This window comes from Halochromatium salexigens (assembly GCF_016653295.1).
Taxonomy (GTDB): Bacteria; Pseudomonadota; Gammaproteobacteria; order Chromatiales; family Chromatiaceae; genus Lamprobacter; species Lamprobacter salexigens.
Window position 1 is genome coordinate 1 of sequence record NZ_NHSF01000013.1, and the last position, 15,891, is coordinate 15,891.

General features: G+C 63.9%; 15 protein-coding genes and 1 pseudogene. 12 read left to right on the forward strand and 4 right to left on the reverse strand.

From position 1 onward, the window contains the following. Positions 1-709: 709 nt before the first annotated feature. Positions 710-1,108, reverse strand: a pseudogene (locus CCR82_RS19225) (IS1634 family transposase N-terminal domain-related protein); the annotation flags it as partial. Positions 1,109-2,067: 959 nt separating this feature from the next. On the opposite strand from CCR82_RS19225, the gene CCR82_RS01965 reads away from it, so the two are divergent. From CCR82_RS01965 to CCR82_RS01980, 4 genes are all read left to right on the forward strand, one after another. Further along, positions 2,068-2,664, forward strand: a complete 597-nt coding sequence (locus CCR82_RS01965) for an SOUL family heme-binding protein (protein ID WP_201243689.1) — start codon at positions 2,068-2,070, stop codon at positions 2,662-2,664. A 350-nt stretch (positions 2,665-3,014) separates the two neighbouring features. Then, entirely contained in the window at positions 3,015-3,308 is a 294-nt protein-coding gene (locus CCR82_RS01970; protein WP_201243690.1) for a flavodoxin domain-containing protein, read from the forward strand. Between the two features lie 57 nt (positions 3,309-3,365). Further along, positions 3,366-4,073 (forward strand): hypothetical protein, encoded by a 708-nt coding sequence (locus CCR82_RS18370; RefSeq protein WP_242513178.1) that lies wholly within the window; start codon positions 3,366-3,368, stop codon positions 4,071-4,073. Next, the gene (locus CCR82_RS01980) at positions 4,070-4,465 is read left to right on the forward strand and encodes a Rieske (2Fe-2S) protein (RefSeq protein ID WP_201243691.1); all 396 of its coding nucleotides are present in this window, start codon (positions 4,070-4,072) and stop codon (positions 4,463-4,465) included. The genes CCR82_RS18370 and CCR82_RS01980 overlap by 4 nt, the downstream gene beginning before the upstream one ends. Before the next feature lie 76 nt (positions 4,466-4,541). On the opposite strand, the gene CCR82_RS01985 is transcribed toward CCR82_RS01980, so the two are convergent. Then, positions 4,542-5,729, reverse strand: coding sequence for a 4Fe-4S binding protein (locus CCR82_RS01985; protein ID WP_201243692.1), 1,188 nt, complete (start codon positions 5,727-5,729; stop codon positions 4,542-4,544). Positions 5,730-5,959: 230 nt separating this feature from the next. Here CCR82_RS01985 and CCR82_RS01990 point away from each other — a divergent pair, with 230 nt between their 5' ends. The 3 genes from CCR82_RS01990 to CCR82_RS02000 are packed head-to-tail and all read left to right on the forward strand — an operon-like array spanning position 5,960 to position 7,037. Continuing rightward, on the forward strand, positions 5,960-6,349 hold the full coding sequence (locus CCR82_RS01990; protein WP_201243693.1) for a hypothetical protein: 390 nt from the start codon (positions 5,960-5,962) through the stop codon (positions 6,347-6,349). Continuing rightward, positions 6,346-6,807 carry a pyridoxamine 5'-phosphate oxidase family protein gene (locus tag CCR82_RS01995; RefSeq protein WP_201243694.1) on the forward strand — a complete coding sequence of 154 codons (462 nt, stop codon included), beginning with the start codon at positions 6,346-6,348 and terminating at the stop codon, positions 6,805-6,807. Before CCR82_RS01990 ends, CCR82_RS01995 begins: the two co-directional genes overlap by 4 nt. 2 nt (positions 6,808-6,809) lie before the next feature. Next, positions 6,810-7,037 (forward strand): hypothetical protein, encoded by a 228-nt coding sequence (locus tag CCR82_RS02000; protein ID WP_201243695.1) that lies wholly within the window; start codon positions 6,810-6,812, stop codon positions 7,035-7,037. Positions 7,038-7,144: 107 nt separating this feature from the next. On the opposite strand, the gene CCR82_RS02005 is transcribed toward CCR82_RS02000, so the two are convergent. Next, the gene (locus tag CCR82_RS02005; RefSeq protein WP_276570519.1) at positions 7,145-7,573 is read right to left on the reverse strand and encodes a CPBP family intramembrane glutamic endopeptidase; all 429 of its coding nucleotides are present in this window, start codon (positions 7,571-7,573) and stop codon (positions 7,145-7,147) included. A 209-nt stretch (positions 7,574-7,782) separates the two neighbouring features. On the opposite strand from CCR82_RS02005, the gene CCR82_RS02010 reads away from it, so the two are divergent. Then, positions 7,783-8,454, forward strand: coding sequence for a GNAT family N-acetyltransferase (locus tag CCR82_RS02010; protein WP_338073077.1), 672 nt, complete (start codon positions 7,783-7,785; stop codon positions 8,452-8,454). An 11-nt stretch (positions 8,455-8,465) separates the two neighbouring features. Then, positions 8,466-9,554 (forward strand): ribosome small subunit-dependent GTPase A, encoded by a 1,089-nt coding sequence (rsgA, locus tag CCR82_RS02015; RefSeq protein ID WP_201243696.1) that lies wholly within the window; start codon positions 8,466-8,468, stop codon positions 9,552-9,554. Between the two features lie 341 nt (positions 9,555-9,895). Here the strand turns inward: rsgA and CCR82_RS19455 are convergent, their stop codons facing one another. Beyond that, positions 9,896-10,669 (reverse strand): chromate transporter, encoded by a 774-nt coding sequence (locus CCR82_RS19455; RefSeq protein WP_338073080.1) that lies wholly within the window; start codon positions 10,667-10,669, stop codon positions 9,896-9,898. Positions 10,670-10,782: 113 nt separating this feature from the next. On the opposite strand from CCR82_RS19455, the gene CCR82_RS19030 reads away from it, so the two are divergent. From CCR82_RS19030 to CCR82_RS02040, 3 genes are all read left to right on the forward strand, one after another. After that, complete coding sequence (locus CCR82_RS19030; protein ID WP_338073078.1) at positions 10,783-12,474, forward strand: PhoX family protein; 1,692 nt, start codon at positions 10,783-10,785, stop codon at positions 12,472-12,474. 666 nt (positions 12,475-13,140) lie between these two features. Beyond that, positions 13,141-13,785 carry an LOG family protein gene (locus CCR82_RS02035; protein WP_242513180.1) on the forward strand — a complete coding sequence of 215 codons (645 nt, stop codon included), beginning with the start codon at positions 13,141-13,143 and terminating at the stop codon, positions 13,783-13,785. Positions 13,786-14,080: 295 nt separating this feature from the next. Then, positions 14,081-15,886: a vWA domain-containing protein gene (locus CCR82_RS02040; RefSeq protein WP_201243698.1), complete on the forward strand. Its 1,806-nt coding sequence runs from the start codon at positions 14,081-14,083 to the stop codon at positions 15,884-15,886. Positions 15,887-15,891 lie beyond the last annotated feature (5 nt).

Genomic DNA, 15,891 nt, shown 5'->3' on the forward strand with positions numbered 1-15,891 from the left:
CGTCAAACTCACCAAGAAGGCCATGCGAGAGGTCGAAGCGCGGCTACTGCGCAACCCCGATCTGCCGAAGTGGGATATCTTGATCAAGCCTGCCTGCTCGGTATAACTGTTTCTGGAAATCACCTAAGTCTCGCTGCACCGCGCGTACATTGAGCTGGGCATACTTGTGGCTGAGCTGGCTGGCAAAGCGCGGGGTGGCACCGCGGATGATCCGCGCCTGGTGCTCTAACGGGCAGTAGATGCGCCCGCCACGCGAGGTCTGGTAGACGTAGCGCTCGAGCTGCACGTCGCCATAGGGGCTCTGGTAGACCTTCGGATGGCGGCCACGGGCGGTGAGCTTGGTCTCGCCGAGGCGCATCGGGCTGCCGTCGGTGTCAAAGCGCCCAAGGGCCTCCTCGGTCGCACAACACCCCACGGCGTTGGTCGCCTCCAGAATGGCTTCCTCCATCTCCATCAGGCTGCCACTTAGGCGCACCGTCACCTCGACTGTCACTTCATCCCCCGAACGTCTGACCACCTGCGTCACATTCGCCTCCCTAGTGCAACGCTGCCAAAGATTCGATACCACCAGAAAGTGCCAAGCTCCAATATCGACAATGGTGTGAGTGGTCAGCATGTATCGGGACTTCAGCAGCGTTGCACTAGGCTCTGTTAAATCAGAAGGTTTCAGCGTACTCTTCAACGGAACATCATGGCAAGGCCGCACCCCCTGCAGCCACTCCAGCAGCCCGAGCTTGCTGCTCGGCTCGGCCAGGCGGTTGAACACCATCGCGCGAATCAGCGCCTCGGCGTCGAATTGGCGACGGGAGGAACGCAGTGCCCGACGCAGGGCCTCGCCCAGGCCCAGCTCCTGCCAGAGCTGATGCAGGGTCCAAACATCCCCGTAGCTGCGTGCAGTCTCGAATACCGGCGCGCCTGGCAACGACTCCGGGCGCCCGACAGCGCGTTGCAGGCCGTGAATGAGGGGCTCGAGATCGCCCGCCTCGAGCTGATCGACTCGCCCGAGGCTGGCCACGACGCGCTGCTTCACCTTGCCGGCTGCATCCCGATAGCCTTCGACCAGCTGCAGGTAGCGCCGCGGGCCCGATTGGGTGATGCGCGTGTACATGGCAGGACCTTAGGCGATCCGTCAGCAGATAAGCAATCCGTGCATCCACCACCAAGTGACACAACGCAACGGGGGCGTGCTCCACGGCCACGACCAGGCGTCGCTACCTGATAGGATCGTTGTACTAGGAGCCTCTCTCTCAGGTGGTACCCACAGCAACACGCAGCAGACTGTCGTGAAGGCAACCACTTATCCTGTTCACGGCGGCCCAACCAGAGCCCTTCTAGTGGAGACCGAGCGCGACTTGCCCCAGTTAACAAGTCAACTGTTGTGACATTTTTTAAGATCCTGGGTCAAGGGAAACAGGGGGTTATGCCCCTAACTGTGGAACTTCGGCGTGGAGGACATCGCGATCTTGGACTCGCGCCTAATCGATGGGAAAATCAGTGCCCCTGCTTGCCACCTGCCAGTCTCGAGATTGCCATCTCTCGGGGTGTCCGAAGCGATGGCAGCGAATCGGGGATGAATCGAGTGAAGGGCATCTTCTTGGCGATCTCTAGCCGAGCACAGCCATGCCCGGCGGGTTCATCTGCTGGGATGTGATCTGTGACATCGCTCCTCAGAGGTTTGAGTGACCCTGGGGCTGCGCTTCAACGGCCTCATCATCCTTTGCCACCCGCACGCCACCCCGGCGCCGCCAACCACCCCGTTGCTTGAGTCTGCAGATCGGACACTGCAGCGCGGTGCGCGAAAAGTCCGCGGCGAGGTAATGGATGTGGCACTGTCGGCAAAAGCGCCGCATGGCCAATCCGGTTGTCAGATCCCGGGCCAGCACCCAAGCCCCATTGATATCAATCGGTGGTCCCAGCCGGCCACGAGCCACGACGCGATCCTGCTGCTCTAGGTACAACTCTTGCCAACAGGCCAGCCGCACGAGGACATTGATGATGAACAGGCACACCCAACGCTTGACGCGTATCACGCTGACGATGCTACTGACAGTTTGGGGAGGGCAAGCAATGGCCACCGAAGAACCGGCTTACGAGGTCGTCCGTGAAGGTCCAGGTTTTGAGCTCCGCCGCTATCAGCCGCAATTGCTCGCTGAAACCGAGGTCCAGGGCCGTTTCGACAAGGTCGGCAACAAGGCTTTTCGCATCCTCGCCGACTACATCTTCGGCAACAACCAGGCCGCCGAGAAGATCGCGATGACCGCACCCGTCACGCAACGCCCGTCGGCCAGCGACGATGACCAAGCCGGAACCCGGATCGAGATGACCGCCCCGGTGACGCAACGCCCCGCACAGACCGACGCCGACAGCTTCATCATTAGCTTCGTGATGCCGGAGCGCTTCACGCTCGAGACCGTGCCGCGTCCCAACGATCCGCGCGTCACCCTCCGCGAAGAACCCGGTCGTCTCATGGCCGTGCTGCGTTACGCCGGCGGCTGGGGCGAATCCAACTACCGGAACCATGAGACGCAGCTGCTCGATGCGGTCCGTGCCGCTGGTCTGACCCCGGTTGGCGAACCCGTCTACGCCCGCTACAACTCGCCGTTCTCGCTGCCGTTCCTGCGCCGCAACGAGGTCATGGTCGAGGTCGTAGAGCCCGATCAGTGAGCCAACGCCCCTGCGCGGCGTCGAGCCTCAGTGCTCACTGTCTCGACCCAGCCAAGACCGAGACCGTTGTCGGCTTCGCCACAGGCTCAGGCACGCTGAGTGGCGACATGCGGCTCACGATGGCGATGACATCCGGTCGCTCAACAACCGAGATGCCGCTGCTCCATCGATCACGATCCGCCTTCGCTTCAGCCACTTGAACCCTTTGGTCGCTCCTGTCTTCGGGATACCGGCCGGCACGCCGTTGATTGGCGCGGGTCTTGCTGATGAATTTGCTCAAATCGACGGGCTGATGATCAAGACACTCACCAAGGCTCCCAACGGAGCGACACGCACTCGACGGGGGCCGTATGCGTCAGATCGGCATCTTCTTTGGAACGGATTCCGGCACCACCCGACTGATCGCGAAGAAGATCGCAAAGGCGATCAAGGCGCGCCACGGAGAGGACCTGGTCGCCAAACCGCTGAACGTCAATCGCGCCAGTGCTGATGACCTGCTGGCCTTCAAGGCACTGATCCTCGGTACGCCCACCGATGGCGAAGGCGTGCTCCCCGGCAAGGCCAACGATACCGACGAGGCCGCTTGGCTGGACGAGATCCTTCCGCTATTGCTCGAGGTCTGCGAAGCGCCGGTACCCGCCTAGTCCCGTTCGAGTTATCGCTGTGCACTGCCCATCCATTCGGTCGGAGTTGGTCATCTCATGAAGACAGCGCTGGACTGGTCCGCCTACCAGGATGTCGGCATGGGCGACGCCTATGCGGACATCCCGCGCCACGGTGGTGACTTCGCCAAGGCCGTCGCGGTCTGCATCAACAGCCGCCAGTGCGAGGCCGAGACCCGCAAGGGGGTCATGTGTCCGAGCTTTCGCGTCACCGGCGATCCGGCCCTCTCCACCGGTGGGCGAGTGCGGCTGTTGAAGGCCGCCCTCAATGCCGGCTCGGCCGACGCTCACCCGGCCGATGCGGTTCAACGCGAGGCCAGCCTGCTCGATGCGGCCCTCGCCGACCCAACCCTCGCCCGCCCCATGGATCTGTGCGTCGGCTGCAAGCGCGAGTGCGAGATGGCCGGCACCTTCGGCCTGGAACAGGAGCACGCCGACCTGTCCCGACAGATGGCCGAGCTGGCCTTGCTGCCGCAACTGCGCGCCAACCCGAGCGCGCCCGTCATCGCCAACGGCTTCTCCTGTCGGCAGCAGATGCGCGCCCATACGGCGCAACGCCCTCGCCATCTGGCGCAGGTGCTTGCCGATGCGCTGGAGCTGGATCGGGAAACGGAACCGCAGCAGGAGGTCGCTACGCAGCAGGCTGTCGAACAGAACAGAGCAACACAGAACGGCAGGGTTTGGCTCCGGCATCATGGCGTCGCACGGGCAAAGCAGGGCCGAATGGGCCAGGTGACTGACCGATGAACACAGCATCAACCCTCAACAGGTCCGCGCGCGACCGACGCAAGCTGCTGGTCTGTGACAGCGCTGAACTGGCGGATCGCCAGCATCACATCATCCCCTTGCTGTTCAAGAAGCACCCGCAGACCGCGATCGTGCTGCGCTACGAGGACCAGGTCTACGCCTATCTGAATCAATGCGTGCACATGGTGCGGCGCCTGGACTGCGTGCACGACGCCGTCTTCGATGAACAGCAAGGGCACCTGCGCTGCTCCATGCATGGCATTACCTTCGATCCGGCCTCGGGCGAATCCTTGAGCGTGCTCTGCTCCGGCGAGCGACTCGAGCCCCTGCGCTGCCAGGAGATCGATGGACAGGTCTACCTCATCGATAAACGCGTGACAGCGCTGATGTAGACAGGGCAACCTCTGATGCATCAGACCTTGGGCGCGGGCAAGCGACTCGAGCCGGACCGCTGTGAAGCCAAGCCGATCAACGCCGTCGGAGCAGGCGCTCAACACCCCGACGCAGCCCGTCGGCGAGGAACGGCATCAGCCGGCCCTTGTCCCAGAGGATGCGCGCGAACAGGGCATTGCGATCGCGCGGCGGGCGCGGGCGCGTCGCACGCGGCACCAGGGTCAACGCACCTTGCTCGCACGCCTGCAGGCAGGCACCGCAGCCGAGACAGACCTCAGCGTCCACCTGCGCCCAGCGCTGCGCCTTGGGCAGCGCACGGGCATCGTCGGCCAGGCCGATGCACTTGGCATTGCAGGCACGCAGACAGGCGCCGCAGTAGTCGCAGCGCGCGGGATCGACCTCGGCGAGAAAGGGCGTCTTGGCGATGCCCTCGTGAAAACCCATCTGCACGCCGGCCAACAGCTCGCAGCAACAACGACAGCAGTTGCAGAGAAATGACGGCTGCTCACGAATGTTATCGGTGATGTGCGTCAGCCCAAGCGCACGCGCCCGGTCGAGGATCGCCAGCATCTGCTCGGCACTGCGCGGCTCGGCCATGCCGCGGCGCACCAGGAAGCGCGCACCCTCGCCGAGCACCATGCAGATTTCCTCGACCGGCGCGCCTTGTTGGCAGGTCTTGCCCTCGTGCGACCGCTTGTGCCGGCAGAAGCACAGCGTCACTGCGTGGAACTCGGCGTTCTGGATGATCTGACGGGCATCTTCCCAAGGGGTGATGCGTGACTGCACCGAAATCTGATCCTCATAGACCAGCGCCCGCGTCAACGGCCAGCGGCTGCCGAAGAACTCACCGGCCTGTCCGTCTTTACCCTGTTCGCGCAGGTACTCCGACATCAGCCGGGCCAGCTCCGCCTGGGGCAGATCGCCGCGATCGCGCATGAAGCTGAACTCCATGAAACCGATCAGCCCCGGCACCAACAGATAGTAGGTCTCATGCCCCACTGGCAGATCCATCACCAGCCCCTTGTTGGCCATGGATTCGAGAATCCCATCCAGCTCGGCCGCCGGCAGGCCGGTGCGCTCGACCAGCTCAGCCCGGGTGGCCTCGGTCAGTGGAAAGCGCGCCGCCACCTCGGCCTCACGCGGATCGAACAGCAGCGCGAGGATCTGACGCAGGCGTGGACTGTCGACCAGGCCCACCGGGTAGCGGTTGATGCGGTCGATCAGCGGCACCAGGGCCGATTTGTCGTTCAGCAGGTGTCCCATAGTGAGGCCTCTTGCGCAAACACTGTCCGATGCGGCGTGATGTCAGTCCCAGAGCGGTGTTGATCGGGCCCCCCTGATCGTCCGGGAGCCTAGACGACATCCGTGGCGGTTCGCCCGCAGGCATGGCGGCGGCGCATCGGCAACCCCTGGTGCTGAACAGGACCGCGCCGGCCAGGCCTGATAGGCTGCATCCCATCCAGCGGTTGGTCCAGAGTACGCGTTTGACTTCCATGACGACCCTGTTCTCGATCATCGAATCTCCCAGTCATCCCCGGCTCGACGCGCTCTACCAGCACTTGGGCATCACCCAGATCAAGCTCCCATCCCAGCGCAAGGCCCTGCAGGCGCTCAAGCGCAGCGCGCCGGACTGGGTGGTGGCCGAATTCTTCTACGGCTTCGGTAATAATTATGCCGGTGCCAATGTCTGCAACCTTGATGTGTTCCTTGCCAGCCTGAGCAAGCAGGCGCCGGAAACACGGGTCATCGTCCTGGTCAGCAAAGAGCAGGCGCAGTACGTCCCGCTGCTCGCCGAGCGGTTTCCACTCCATGCGGTCTTGACGCTGCCCGTGACCGAGGCGGATGTCGACACCGTCCTGCGTGCTGATGTGGCATCCCAATGACAGACCATGACCAACAGGCCGCCGCAGCCCGCCAGGTGCTGGCCGGCAGCTTCCATGGCGTCCTCTCGACCCATTCCTTGGAACTGGCCGGCTATCCGTTCGGCTCGGTCGTGCCCTATGTCCTGGATCAGGAAGGGCGGCCGCTGCTCTTGCTGAGCCCGCTGTCGCAACACACCAAGCATCTCGAGGCCGACAGCCGCTGCGGGCTGACGCTGCTCGAAGAGAGCGAGGGCGATGTCCAGCAACGTGGCCGCCTGAGCGCCGTCGGCAAGGTCACGCCATGCGGCGCTGACGCCGATGGCGAGGACGACGTCGCCATGATCGGCATCGACGCCGAGGGCATCGATGTCCGGGTGGCCGATCGCCTTCGCCGCATCCCCCTGTTGCGCCCGATCGGCTCGCCCGCAGAAGCGCGTGAGGTCCTCGTCGCGATGGCCACTCAACCTGAAGGAGACTAAGCATGCCCCGCTTTGAGCCCTGCCACGGCAAGGACGCCTGTCGAGACGATGGCGAACGCTGTCTGACCTGCGGTCGACCCTTGAGCGAGATCGCTCGACTGCGGGCGGGCATCGATGAACTGGCCAGTCTGGCGCTGGACGCCGGTTACGAGAACAGCGAGGAGTATGCCGCCTACATCGCGCGCAAGCTGCTCAAGACCATTCACCATCGTCGGGAACAGTTGTCATGAGCCGTTCCCTGATCGATCCTGACGACACCAACATTTCCCAGGCGGTCACGATCACCGGAATGGGTGGTCACGTTCGTCAGAATGCGCAAGCGCTGAGGCGATGGTGGTCAATCGCCTGAGTGTTGACCTGCCGGTATGACCTCGGTCACGGCGCCTTCGCGACGGAACAGGGTGTCACAGTTCCACCACACGACGATGATGGCGACAGCGACGAGCATCGCTGTATCCCAGGGTTGCGCATCTGGCCAGAATGGATTGATGAGCTGCCAGTGGAACAGCATCGGCCACAGCAGGCTGCCCTGTGTCTGGTTGAACAGCGGCGTGACCAGCACCGCCAGCACGACATTGCCAACGAAAAACGCAAGGAAGTTCCAATCGGCGAAGACGGTGCTCGAGAGAAAGAAGGCCGGCAGGTGCCACAAGCCCCAGGTCGCGCCGATGAGCGCTCCGGCCCAGAGAGGCGCCATGTGCCGCTGGAGCAAGGGTTGCGCCACGCCGCGCCAACCGAATTCCTCCATGGGACCGAGAAAGAGCAGTCAGTCAGTTGGAAGCGCTCTCCTGGCGGTCGCGAAAGGTGAAGCCAACGCGGCAAGCGTGGCCGAGATCGCCAGCCTGCTCGATCCGGTGGTGAATCACATCAAGTGCGGTTAACATCAACCTGGTCATCGGCGCCAATGAAAACACCGACGCCTTGTTCCGCGCCATTCCCGAGCGGCAGTCGAACCCCGGAATCGACGATGGACGAGTGATCGACGCATCTGATCTTGCACGGATTCTGGACGCCAACCGCTGCGATTCCGTGGAGCGACGTCCGTTCCGCGTTGGCGATCCGGACATCGAGCCGCTCATCGACTTCGTCCGAGAGGGCAACATCAGCATGCCGTTTTCGACAGACACTCAAGGCCGCGAAGAGGCGATCATCGAGCTGTTCCGCGCCACCTTCACCGCCTCCGAGGGCGCGGGAGAAGGCGCGCTGATCGGCGATCTCGTGCGCAACCTGCTCGCCAGCACGGCGCAGCCGGATCGCTTCGTCTTCACGGCTGAGGAAGAGGGCGCCATCATCGGCGGCATCCTTTGCTCAAGACTGACCTACGAACAGGATCAGCGGACCGTCTTCGTGCTCGCCCCGGTTGCCGTGGCCACCGATCAGCAAGGCAAGGGCATCGGGCAACGCCTGCTGACTCATGGCCTGGCCACACTGCGCAGTGCCGGCGTCGACATCGCCATGACCTACGGCGATCCCGGCTACTATGCCAAGGTCGGCTTCAAGCCGATCAGCGAGGCGGATGCACCAGCCCCCTTCACGCTGCAACAGCCCGAAGGCTGGCTGGCGCAGTCGTTGACGGACCGGGCGATGACCGCGCTCAAAGGGCCGTCGCGCTGTGTCCAGGCACTCAACGATCCAGTATTTTGGTAGGGACGATCCGCATGAACTCCGACGACGTCGGTCATGTTCACGAGAGCAAGCACGCCGACACCGTCAGCCATGATCCGGCGTCGCTCGCCGCACTCGGCTGGCAACCCTGCTTCGCGCAACAGACCAGCGCGGAGGCCCTCTCAGCAACGCCCCCAGCCCGCGTCGTCGCCGTGCATCGCAGCGGCCTGCAGATCCTGGGCGTCGGCATCGATGAGATCCTCCCACCACGCGCTGACGCCACCGTCGGCGACTGGCTGCTGCTCGATCGCGCACAGCCCCGGGCGAGCCGCCTCCTGTCGCGGAAGAGCCTGATCAAACGCCGCGCGCCCGGCACCGACCGACAGGTGCAACGGATCGCCGCCAATATCGACACGGTCTTCGTCGTCACCTCCTGCAATCAGGACTTCAACCTGGCCCGGCTGGAACGCTATGTCGCGTTGGCCTTCGAGGCCGGGATCACGCCGGTCATGGTGCTGACCAAGGCCGACCTGGTGACCGATCCGCCGACCTGGATCGACGCCGCCGGCCACATCTCCGACCGGGTCCCGGTCGTCGCGCTCAATGCTCGCAGAGACGACCCGCAGGCCACGCTGTCGCCCTGGTGTCAGCCAGGCCAGACCGTCGCCTTCCTCGGCTCATCCGGTGTCGGCAAATCCACCCTCACCAACGCCCTGGCCGGCACCGATGCAATCGCCACCCAGGTCATCCGCGAGGACGACGCCAAGGGGCGCCATACCACGACCCGTCGCGAGCTGCATCTGATTCCCGGCGGCTGCCTGGTGCTGGACACCCCGGGCATGCGCGAATTGCAGTTGGCAGACGCCGCCTCCGGCATCGCCGAGACCTTCGAGGACATTGAGGCCCTATCGGCGCACTGCCGCTTCGGGAACTGCCAGCATGAGCGCGAGCCCGACTGTGCGGTCCGCGAGGCGATCGAGCAGGGCCAGCTCGAGCCCGCGCGGCTGCAGCGCTGGCGCAAGCTGCTGGCCGAGGACCGTTTCAACTCAGCGAGTCTTTCCGAGCGCCGGCCCAAAGACCGCGCCTTCGGCAAGATGGTCAAACGGGTGATGAAGGAAGGCAGGCCGCGCCGAGGGTTCTGAACAGGAATGCGCTCTGCCTGTCACTCAGGCAACCCCTTTGCGCGCACAGGATCAGGCCCCGTTGGCGAGCATCGTCAGCGCATCCTCACCAAATGAGTCGCCCCGCCTGTCCGACCTTCAAGCTCGACAAGCCCAGACTGCGATAGCGCGCGCACAGCGGGCAGCCCTGATCAAAGCGCCCCTGCTCGGTGACCAGATAGTGGATCTGGCACTGTAGACAGGGTCTCATGCGGGCACGGCCCAGCTGGCGCAAGCTGCTGGCGGAGGACCGTTTCAACTCAGCGAGTCATCAACACCGCCCCAAGCCCAGCACCGAGGACCAGCAGCCACGCCGGTATCCGCTAGAGCACCAGCAGTGCAAAGGCCCCAAGGGGGACAGCGGCATCGCGTCCATCGCTGACCGCGGTCGTCAGCACCGGATCGTAGAAGGTATCCCCCCAAGCGCACCGTTCGGTGTCGGCGCCTCGACCGTGCCGAGAAAGGCCGCAAAGGTGAGCAATGGGCCAGGCAGGGCCTGCGCTGCGCCATAGCCAGCCAGAAAGGCCTCCTGGCTGACCCAGCCCGTGCGCACTGTCTCCGCGTCCAACAACGTGGCCACCGCCAAACACCAGGGCGCCGGAGCGGAACATGGCCGCGGCTAACTCCAGCCCATGCACAGGCCAGACGCCGCTCGGGAGCAAGGCCAGCAGCAACAGCCCTCCAAAGGTGGCAAGTAGGGCGATCGCCGGGCCGCGTGCCATCGGCAGCGACAGAGGATCGGCGCTCTGTGGCCGTGCGGGTGAACACAGGCGCCAACCCATCACACCCGCCAACAGGATCACTGCCAACTGCCCCATCGCGCTTGGCCAGATCAGCAAACAGGCCGCGGCCCCCAGCGCGAGGCTCCCGCGCAGACGATCCGGACAGAGCGATTGGGCCATCGACCAGATCGCCTGCGCGACCACCGCCACCGCGACCAGCTTCAAGGCATGCACCGAAGCCGTCACGCCCGGCAGGTCACCGAGACGGATCAGCCCGTACCCGAAGGCGATCATCAGCAGCATCGAGGGCAGCGTAAAGCCGAGCGAGGCCAGCAGCGCCCCAAGATAGCCGCCGCGCAGAAAGCCGATGCCGATTGCATGGTCTGGCGTGCGGTCCGGTCATCGAGCCGTCACTGCATTGCCATCATGTGTTCACGATGGGTGCCTAATATCCCAGTTCTACATTCAACCAAGGCCCGGAAACAGCCATGCGCGAGAGGCTTCCAGCCAACCTGATGATCGAAGACAACGGCGACGAGCCGATGAGCAACCCGTCCGACAACCCACACTTCTCCAGCATCATGGAGAAGCGCTTCTCTCGGCGTCAGGTGCTGGCCGGCAGCATCGGCGCCGCTGTTGCGGGGCTATTCAGCGCGACTGGCGTCGCCCCCGCCAAGGGTCCGACATTCCTGCCGCCGGCCGCCCAGGACGGCCCGCCCTTCGGCCTGAATCCGACGTTGGGATTTGATGCCATCCCGGTGGTCCGATCCGATACGGCGACGGTGCCATCTGGCTACAAGGTCCAGGTGCTGATCCCCTGGGGCACGCCAATCACCGGCCGCTTCCCAGCCTATGATGGCGTTAACGGTAACAGCGGCGCCGAGCAGGAACAGCAGGTCGGCTCGCACCACGACGGCATGCATTACTTCCCGATGGCTGACGACCCCAACGGCCACGGCATCCTGTGCGTGAACCATGAGTACGTCGACCAGCAGGTGCTACATGTCAAGGGCCCGACGAATTCGCCGAACGGTCCCCGGCCTGAGGACGAGGTGCGCAAGGAGATCGCGGCGCACGGCGTCAGCGTGGTCGAGATCCAGAAGCAGGAAGATGGTATCTGGGGCGTGGTCAACAACAGCCCGCTCAACCGCCGCATCACCGCCGGCACGCAGATGGAGATCAGCGGCCCAGTGCGCGGCAGCGACCTGGTCAAGACCCAGTTCAGCCCGAACGGCACGCGAACCCGCGGCACCATCAACAACTGCGCGCACGGCTACACGCCCTGGGGCACGTACCTGACCTGCGAGGAGAACTGGGCCGGCTACTTCGTCAACAAGGTCCAGCTGACCCGGATCGATGCCCTATTCGACGCCCTCGGCTTCCAGGGCACCTCGGCGCCGCAGGGCGACTACTACGCCCGTTTCGATGCCGGCAAGAACGAGATCATCGGCGTGATCGACGCGACGGTGGACCAGAAGATTACCAGCAACCTGTACACGCAGGATGGCAACACGCTGACCGAGGTGGGTCGTACCTTCCTCGGCGAACTCGACACCCTGCTCGCGGAGAACAGTATCAACATCGAGGTCCCGCGCGAGCAGAGCCGCTACGGCGTGCGTACCACCTCGAGCCGCTACGGCTGGGAGACCGCTGACAACGGTGCTGACCAGTACCTGCGCTTCGATGCCTCGATCAAGGGTGACGCCACCGAGGACTACCACAACGAGCCCAACACCATGGGCTGGATCGTCGAGATCGATCCCCGTGATCCGACGAGCACCCCGAAGAAGCGCACGGCGCTGGGCCGCTTCGCCCACGAGGGCTGCATCTTCGCCCCGCCGCAGACGGGGCAGCCGATCGCCTTCTACATGGGTGACGACGCCCGCTTTGAGTACATCTATAAGTTCGTCACCAAGGCGCGCTACCAGCAGGGGCAGTTGGGCGCCATGCGCGGATGCTCCTCGGGTCAGCGGCAATTCTGGCCATCCTCGCTGAAGTTGGGCGCTAGAGGGCAGTTCCGGCTCGCAGCCGATGCGGCCATTCGCCTCTCAGGTCAGGCGCCGCACGATCCCGTCGCCTCACTCCTGTTCGATACGCTGCCATGCAGCGCTGCGCCCGCAGGCACTGCCTTGAGCGGCGCGCCAGTGCTGCCAGGCCTTGTAGTCGGGCCAGGCCGGTGACTCGCGGGTCAGGCGCTCGATGATGAACGGGCGTTGGTAGGCCAAACACCGAGGGCCGTAGCGCGGATCATGATCGACCCATCGATCCTTTGACCCATTTTGCTGTGGTCGCGCGTACGAGATGCGGGCGACACGCCCCGCCTGCTCCTTGCACCAAAAGGCCTCGACCCAGACCACCGCTGACCCTTGCGTCGTCTCGACCAGAAAGGCGTCGGCGACGCAATGCGCCTTCAGTTGCAGAGGCCGACGGCGGTCGGGGATCTGAAGCTGCAGGGGTGTCAGGCTTCAAATGGCGTCTGCGAGATCCATGATACTGCTGTGACGGTTTGATGACGGCGGGAGCTTATCATGGCTCAGGCGTGGTGATCGATGACAGGCGAATCGGTCTAGGTGTCCACAGCGGTCACGACCAGCTCTGGGGAGCGTGGGAGCGGTGTGGATCAGCGAACGAGATGGCTAGGGGCACCGATAGCCGGCTGGTGGCGGTGGCTCTGTCACACAACTGCGATGGCGCTGGCGCGTTCAATGCGTTCAACATCACGCGCTCTCGCACCCGTGATGGTGCCCGAAGAAGGCTCCTTTGATGACGACCAGCACCGCTTCATGCAGCGACAGCCCCTTTCACGATGCCCGTGAAGACCTCCAAAGCGCCGAGTCTGGTGTTGGTTGCGAAACGCCGCAGAGCCCCAATCGCCCTCGTATCGACTCGCCTATGCGGATTCGGAGTTCTTGTTGCGCGATGAGCTCAGAGGTGTGCGGCTGCAGCTTGAGCTGATGAAGCCGGAGCTTGTTCAGCGTGATCTCGGGATCTGCTCAACGGTTGTGATCTTCGGCAGCACCCGCATCCCCGAGCCTGCTGCAGCGCAGGCGTCGCTGGTTGAGGCTGAGCGGGCCGCAGCCCAAGCGCCAGAGGACGCGGGACTTGCCCGCGCACTCGTCGTCGCTCAACGCGTGGCAGCCAAATCACGCTACTACGATGAAGCACGGCGGCTCGGGCAGATCATCACGGAAGTCTCTCAGACCAACGGCCACAGTGAGTTTGTGGTCGTCACTGGTGGCGGCCCAGGCATCATGGAAGCCGCTAATCGGGGCGCTCAGGATGTCGGGGGAAAGAGCATCGGACTCAGCATCGTACTGCCGCGGGAGGCGCGACCGAACCCTTACGTCACGCCTGACCTGAGCTTCCAGTTCCACTATTTTGCCGTGCGCAAGATGCACTTTCTGCTGCGGGCGAAGGCGGCCGAAGAGGCTTGGGACGCGATTCAGCGCTTCTATAGCGGCGCTGATGAGGGCTGCCGAGGTCGCACCTGATTGACGAGGGTTCCGCCTATGCGGTTTGCCGTCAAAGGTCGTCATTGGTCTCTTCCGATCGCACAAGCGATGCCAGCTCAAGTGAATGATGATCCCTTGAGAGGATACCCCTGGCGCGTCGATTCATCGGGCGACTTCAGTGCCGCTCTTGAGTTCGGAATGAAGCGCACTGGGGTAAGATACCGCCGACACGGCGAGATTGATCTCGCTGTTGACGGTCATCTGGATAAACGCTCATCTGAATAGCCGATCATCTGAATCCACCGACAACCCAAGACGAGAGCCGAGGCGCATCATGCAACCGGATCGAAGCATTCGTGTTTGGCCACCGTTCATCTCATCGCTGGGCGTGATCAGCCTGATCCTGATCGGGCTCGGCTCCAGCGCTCCCGCGCTGGCCGCGAAGCGTCCCAACCTCTGTCAACCGGCGGCTGATCAAGTCGTCGTCCGCTTTACCTATGGCTCCGAGAAGGCGGCCTGGATCCACGAGGTGACTGAGGCCTTCAACGCCGAGGGCTTCAAGACTGCATCGGGCCAGCGCATCTGCGTTCACGCCATCCCAAAGGGCTCGGGCGATAGCGTCAACGAGATCATGAACGGTCAGGCTGGGCCCGACGAGGTCCATGCCACCAGTCCAGCGTCAGACCTCTACGTGAACCTGGTCAACTACGAGAACAGCGAGCAGCGCGGCGAGGATCTGCTCAAGGTCGATGGTTTCCTGGTCAGCTCGCCGGTCGTCGTGGCCGCCTGGGAGCCCGTTGTCGACCAGCTTGGCGGCGCCGACGGGGTTGGCTGGAAGGCGCTGTTCGAGAAGGCCGGCAGTGGCGGCCTGCGCTATGGACAGACCAATCCGGAACGCTCCAACAGCGGGCTCTCGGCCCTGGTCGCACAGTTTTTTGCGGGTGCTGAGGTTGAGGAGGGGCGCCCGGTGCCACGGTTGTCGACGGCCAAGGTCGAGGACCCGCAGGTACAGGCCTTCGTCGAGAAGGTGCACGAGAACGTGATTCATTACGGCGCCTCGACCGGCTTCTATGCCGACAAGATGACCAATGGCGGCCCGCAGTATGCCGATGCGGTGGTGCTGTACGAGAGCGATGTCATCCAGGCCAACCATGCGATCCGCAGCCGTGATCTCGGCTACCCGCGCTTGGTCGCCGTCTATCCGACTGAAGGGACCTTTGTCAGCAATCACCCGTTCGCCGTGGTCAATCGGGACTGGGTCGACGCCGAGGAGGAGGAGGGGGCGAAGCGCTATTTCGAGTATCTGATGTCCCCCAGCGTGCAGGCGCAGGCGCTGCCATACGGTTTCCGGCCTGGCGTTGCGCTCGACATCGATCCCGAGATCTACGCCAAGGTCTGGAACCCAGAGAACGGCACCAAGCCATTCGACACCGTGCATCGCTTCTTGGCAGCACCGTCTGGGAAGGTCGTCAAGGCGATCCGCGACGCCTTCCGCGGCATCAAGAACGATGCCGTGGTCTATCTGGTGATCGATCGCAGCGGCAGCATGAACGCGCAGATCATGGATACCGAGCTGGGTCAGCTGCGCACGCGCATGGAGATGGCGGTCGATAGTGCCGATCTGCTCGCGAGTCGGCTACAGGACGACGATCGCCTGGCCTTGGTGCTCTATGACTACGACGTCGCCTATTCCGATCTCACGCCCGAGGGGCAGCCGTTGGCGATGACCGCCGACGGCAAGGCAAGGCTGCGTCAGACCCTGGAGCAAGTGAGGCCAAAGGGGGGCACCGCCATGCGTCAGGCCATCGCCGACGCCTGGAACGACATCTGCCGCGAGATGAAGGCGAGCCCGGAGCAGCGGCCGATTCGGGTCATCGTCGTGCTCACTGACGGCATCGACAATGCCTCCAAGGTCACCGATCAGCAGCTGATCAAGCAGCTCGGTTTCGCCCAGTCTGACGGTCGCGGTGGCTACCTCGGCGATGCCCAGTGCAAGATCCCGGTGTTTGGTGTGGCCTTCGGCGACAAGGCCGACGATCGCTCGCTCAAGGCGATCAGCGAGGCCGCCGGTGGCGAGACGCGGCGTGGGGATTCCGGCGAGATCCGCGCCATCTTCAAACGCTTCAGCGATCTGCTTTAGGGGGT

What these genes read in the sequence shown, in the direction of transcription:
- CCR82_RS19030 (WP_338073078.1), top strand. Translation starts at nt 10,783, where the DNA reads ATGCGCGAGAGGCTTCCAGCCAACCTGATGATCGAAGACAACGGCGAC.
- CCR82_RS02040 (WP_201243698.1), top strand. Translation starts at nt 14,081, where the DNA reads ATGCAACCGGATCGAAGCATTCGTGTTTGGCCACCGTTCATCTCATCG.
- CCR82_RS18370 (WP_242513178.1), top strand. Translation starts at nt 3,366, where the DNA reads ATGAAGACAGCGCTGGACTGGTCCGCCTACCAGGATGTCGGCATGGGC.
- CCR82_RS01965 (WP_201243689.1), top strand. Translation starts at nt 2,068, where the DNA reads ATGGCCACCGAAGAACCGGCTTACGAGGTCGTCCGTGAAGGTCCAGGT.
- rsgA (WP_201243696.1), top strand. Translation starts at nt 8,466, where the DNA reads ATGAACTCCGACGACGTCGGTCATGTTCACGAGAGCAAGCACGCCGAC.
- CCR82_RS02000 (WP_201243695.1), top strand. Translation starts at nt 6,810, where the DNA reads ATGCCCCGCTTTGAGCCCTGCCACGGCAAGGACGCCTGTCGAGACGAT.
- CCR82_RS01980 (WP_201243691.1), top strand. Translation starts at nt 4,070, where the DNA reads ATGAACACAGCATCAACCCTCAACAGGTCCGCGCGCGACCGACGCAAG.
- CCR82_RS01985 (WP_201243692.1), bottom strand. Translation starts at nt 5,729, where the DNA reads ATGGGACACCTGCTGAACGACAAATCGGCCCTGGTGCCGCTGATCGAC.
- CCR82_RS01995 (WP_201243694.1), top strand. Translation starts at nt 6,346, where the DNA reads ATGACAGACCATGACCAACAGGCCGCCGCAGCCCGCCAGGTGCTGGCC.
- CCR82_RS01970 (WP_201243690.1), top strand. Translation starts at nt 3,015, where the DNA reads ATGCGTCAGATCGGCATCTTCTTTGGAACGGATTCCGGCACCACCCGA.
- CCR82_RS01990 (WP_201243693.1), top strand. Translation starts at nt 5,960, where the DNA reads ATGACGACCCTGTTCTCGATCATCGAATCTCCCAGTCATCCCCGGCTC.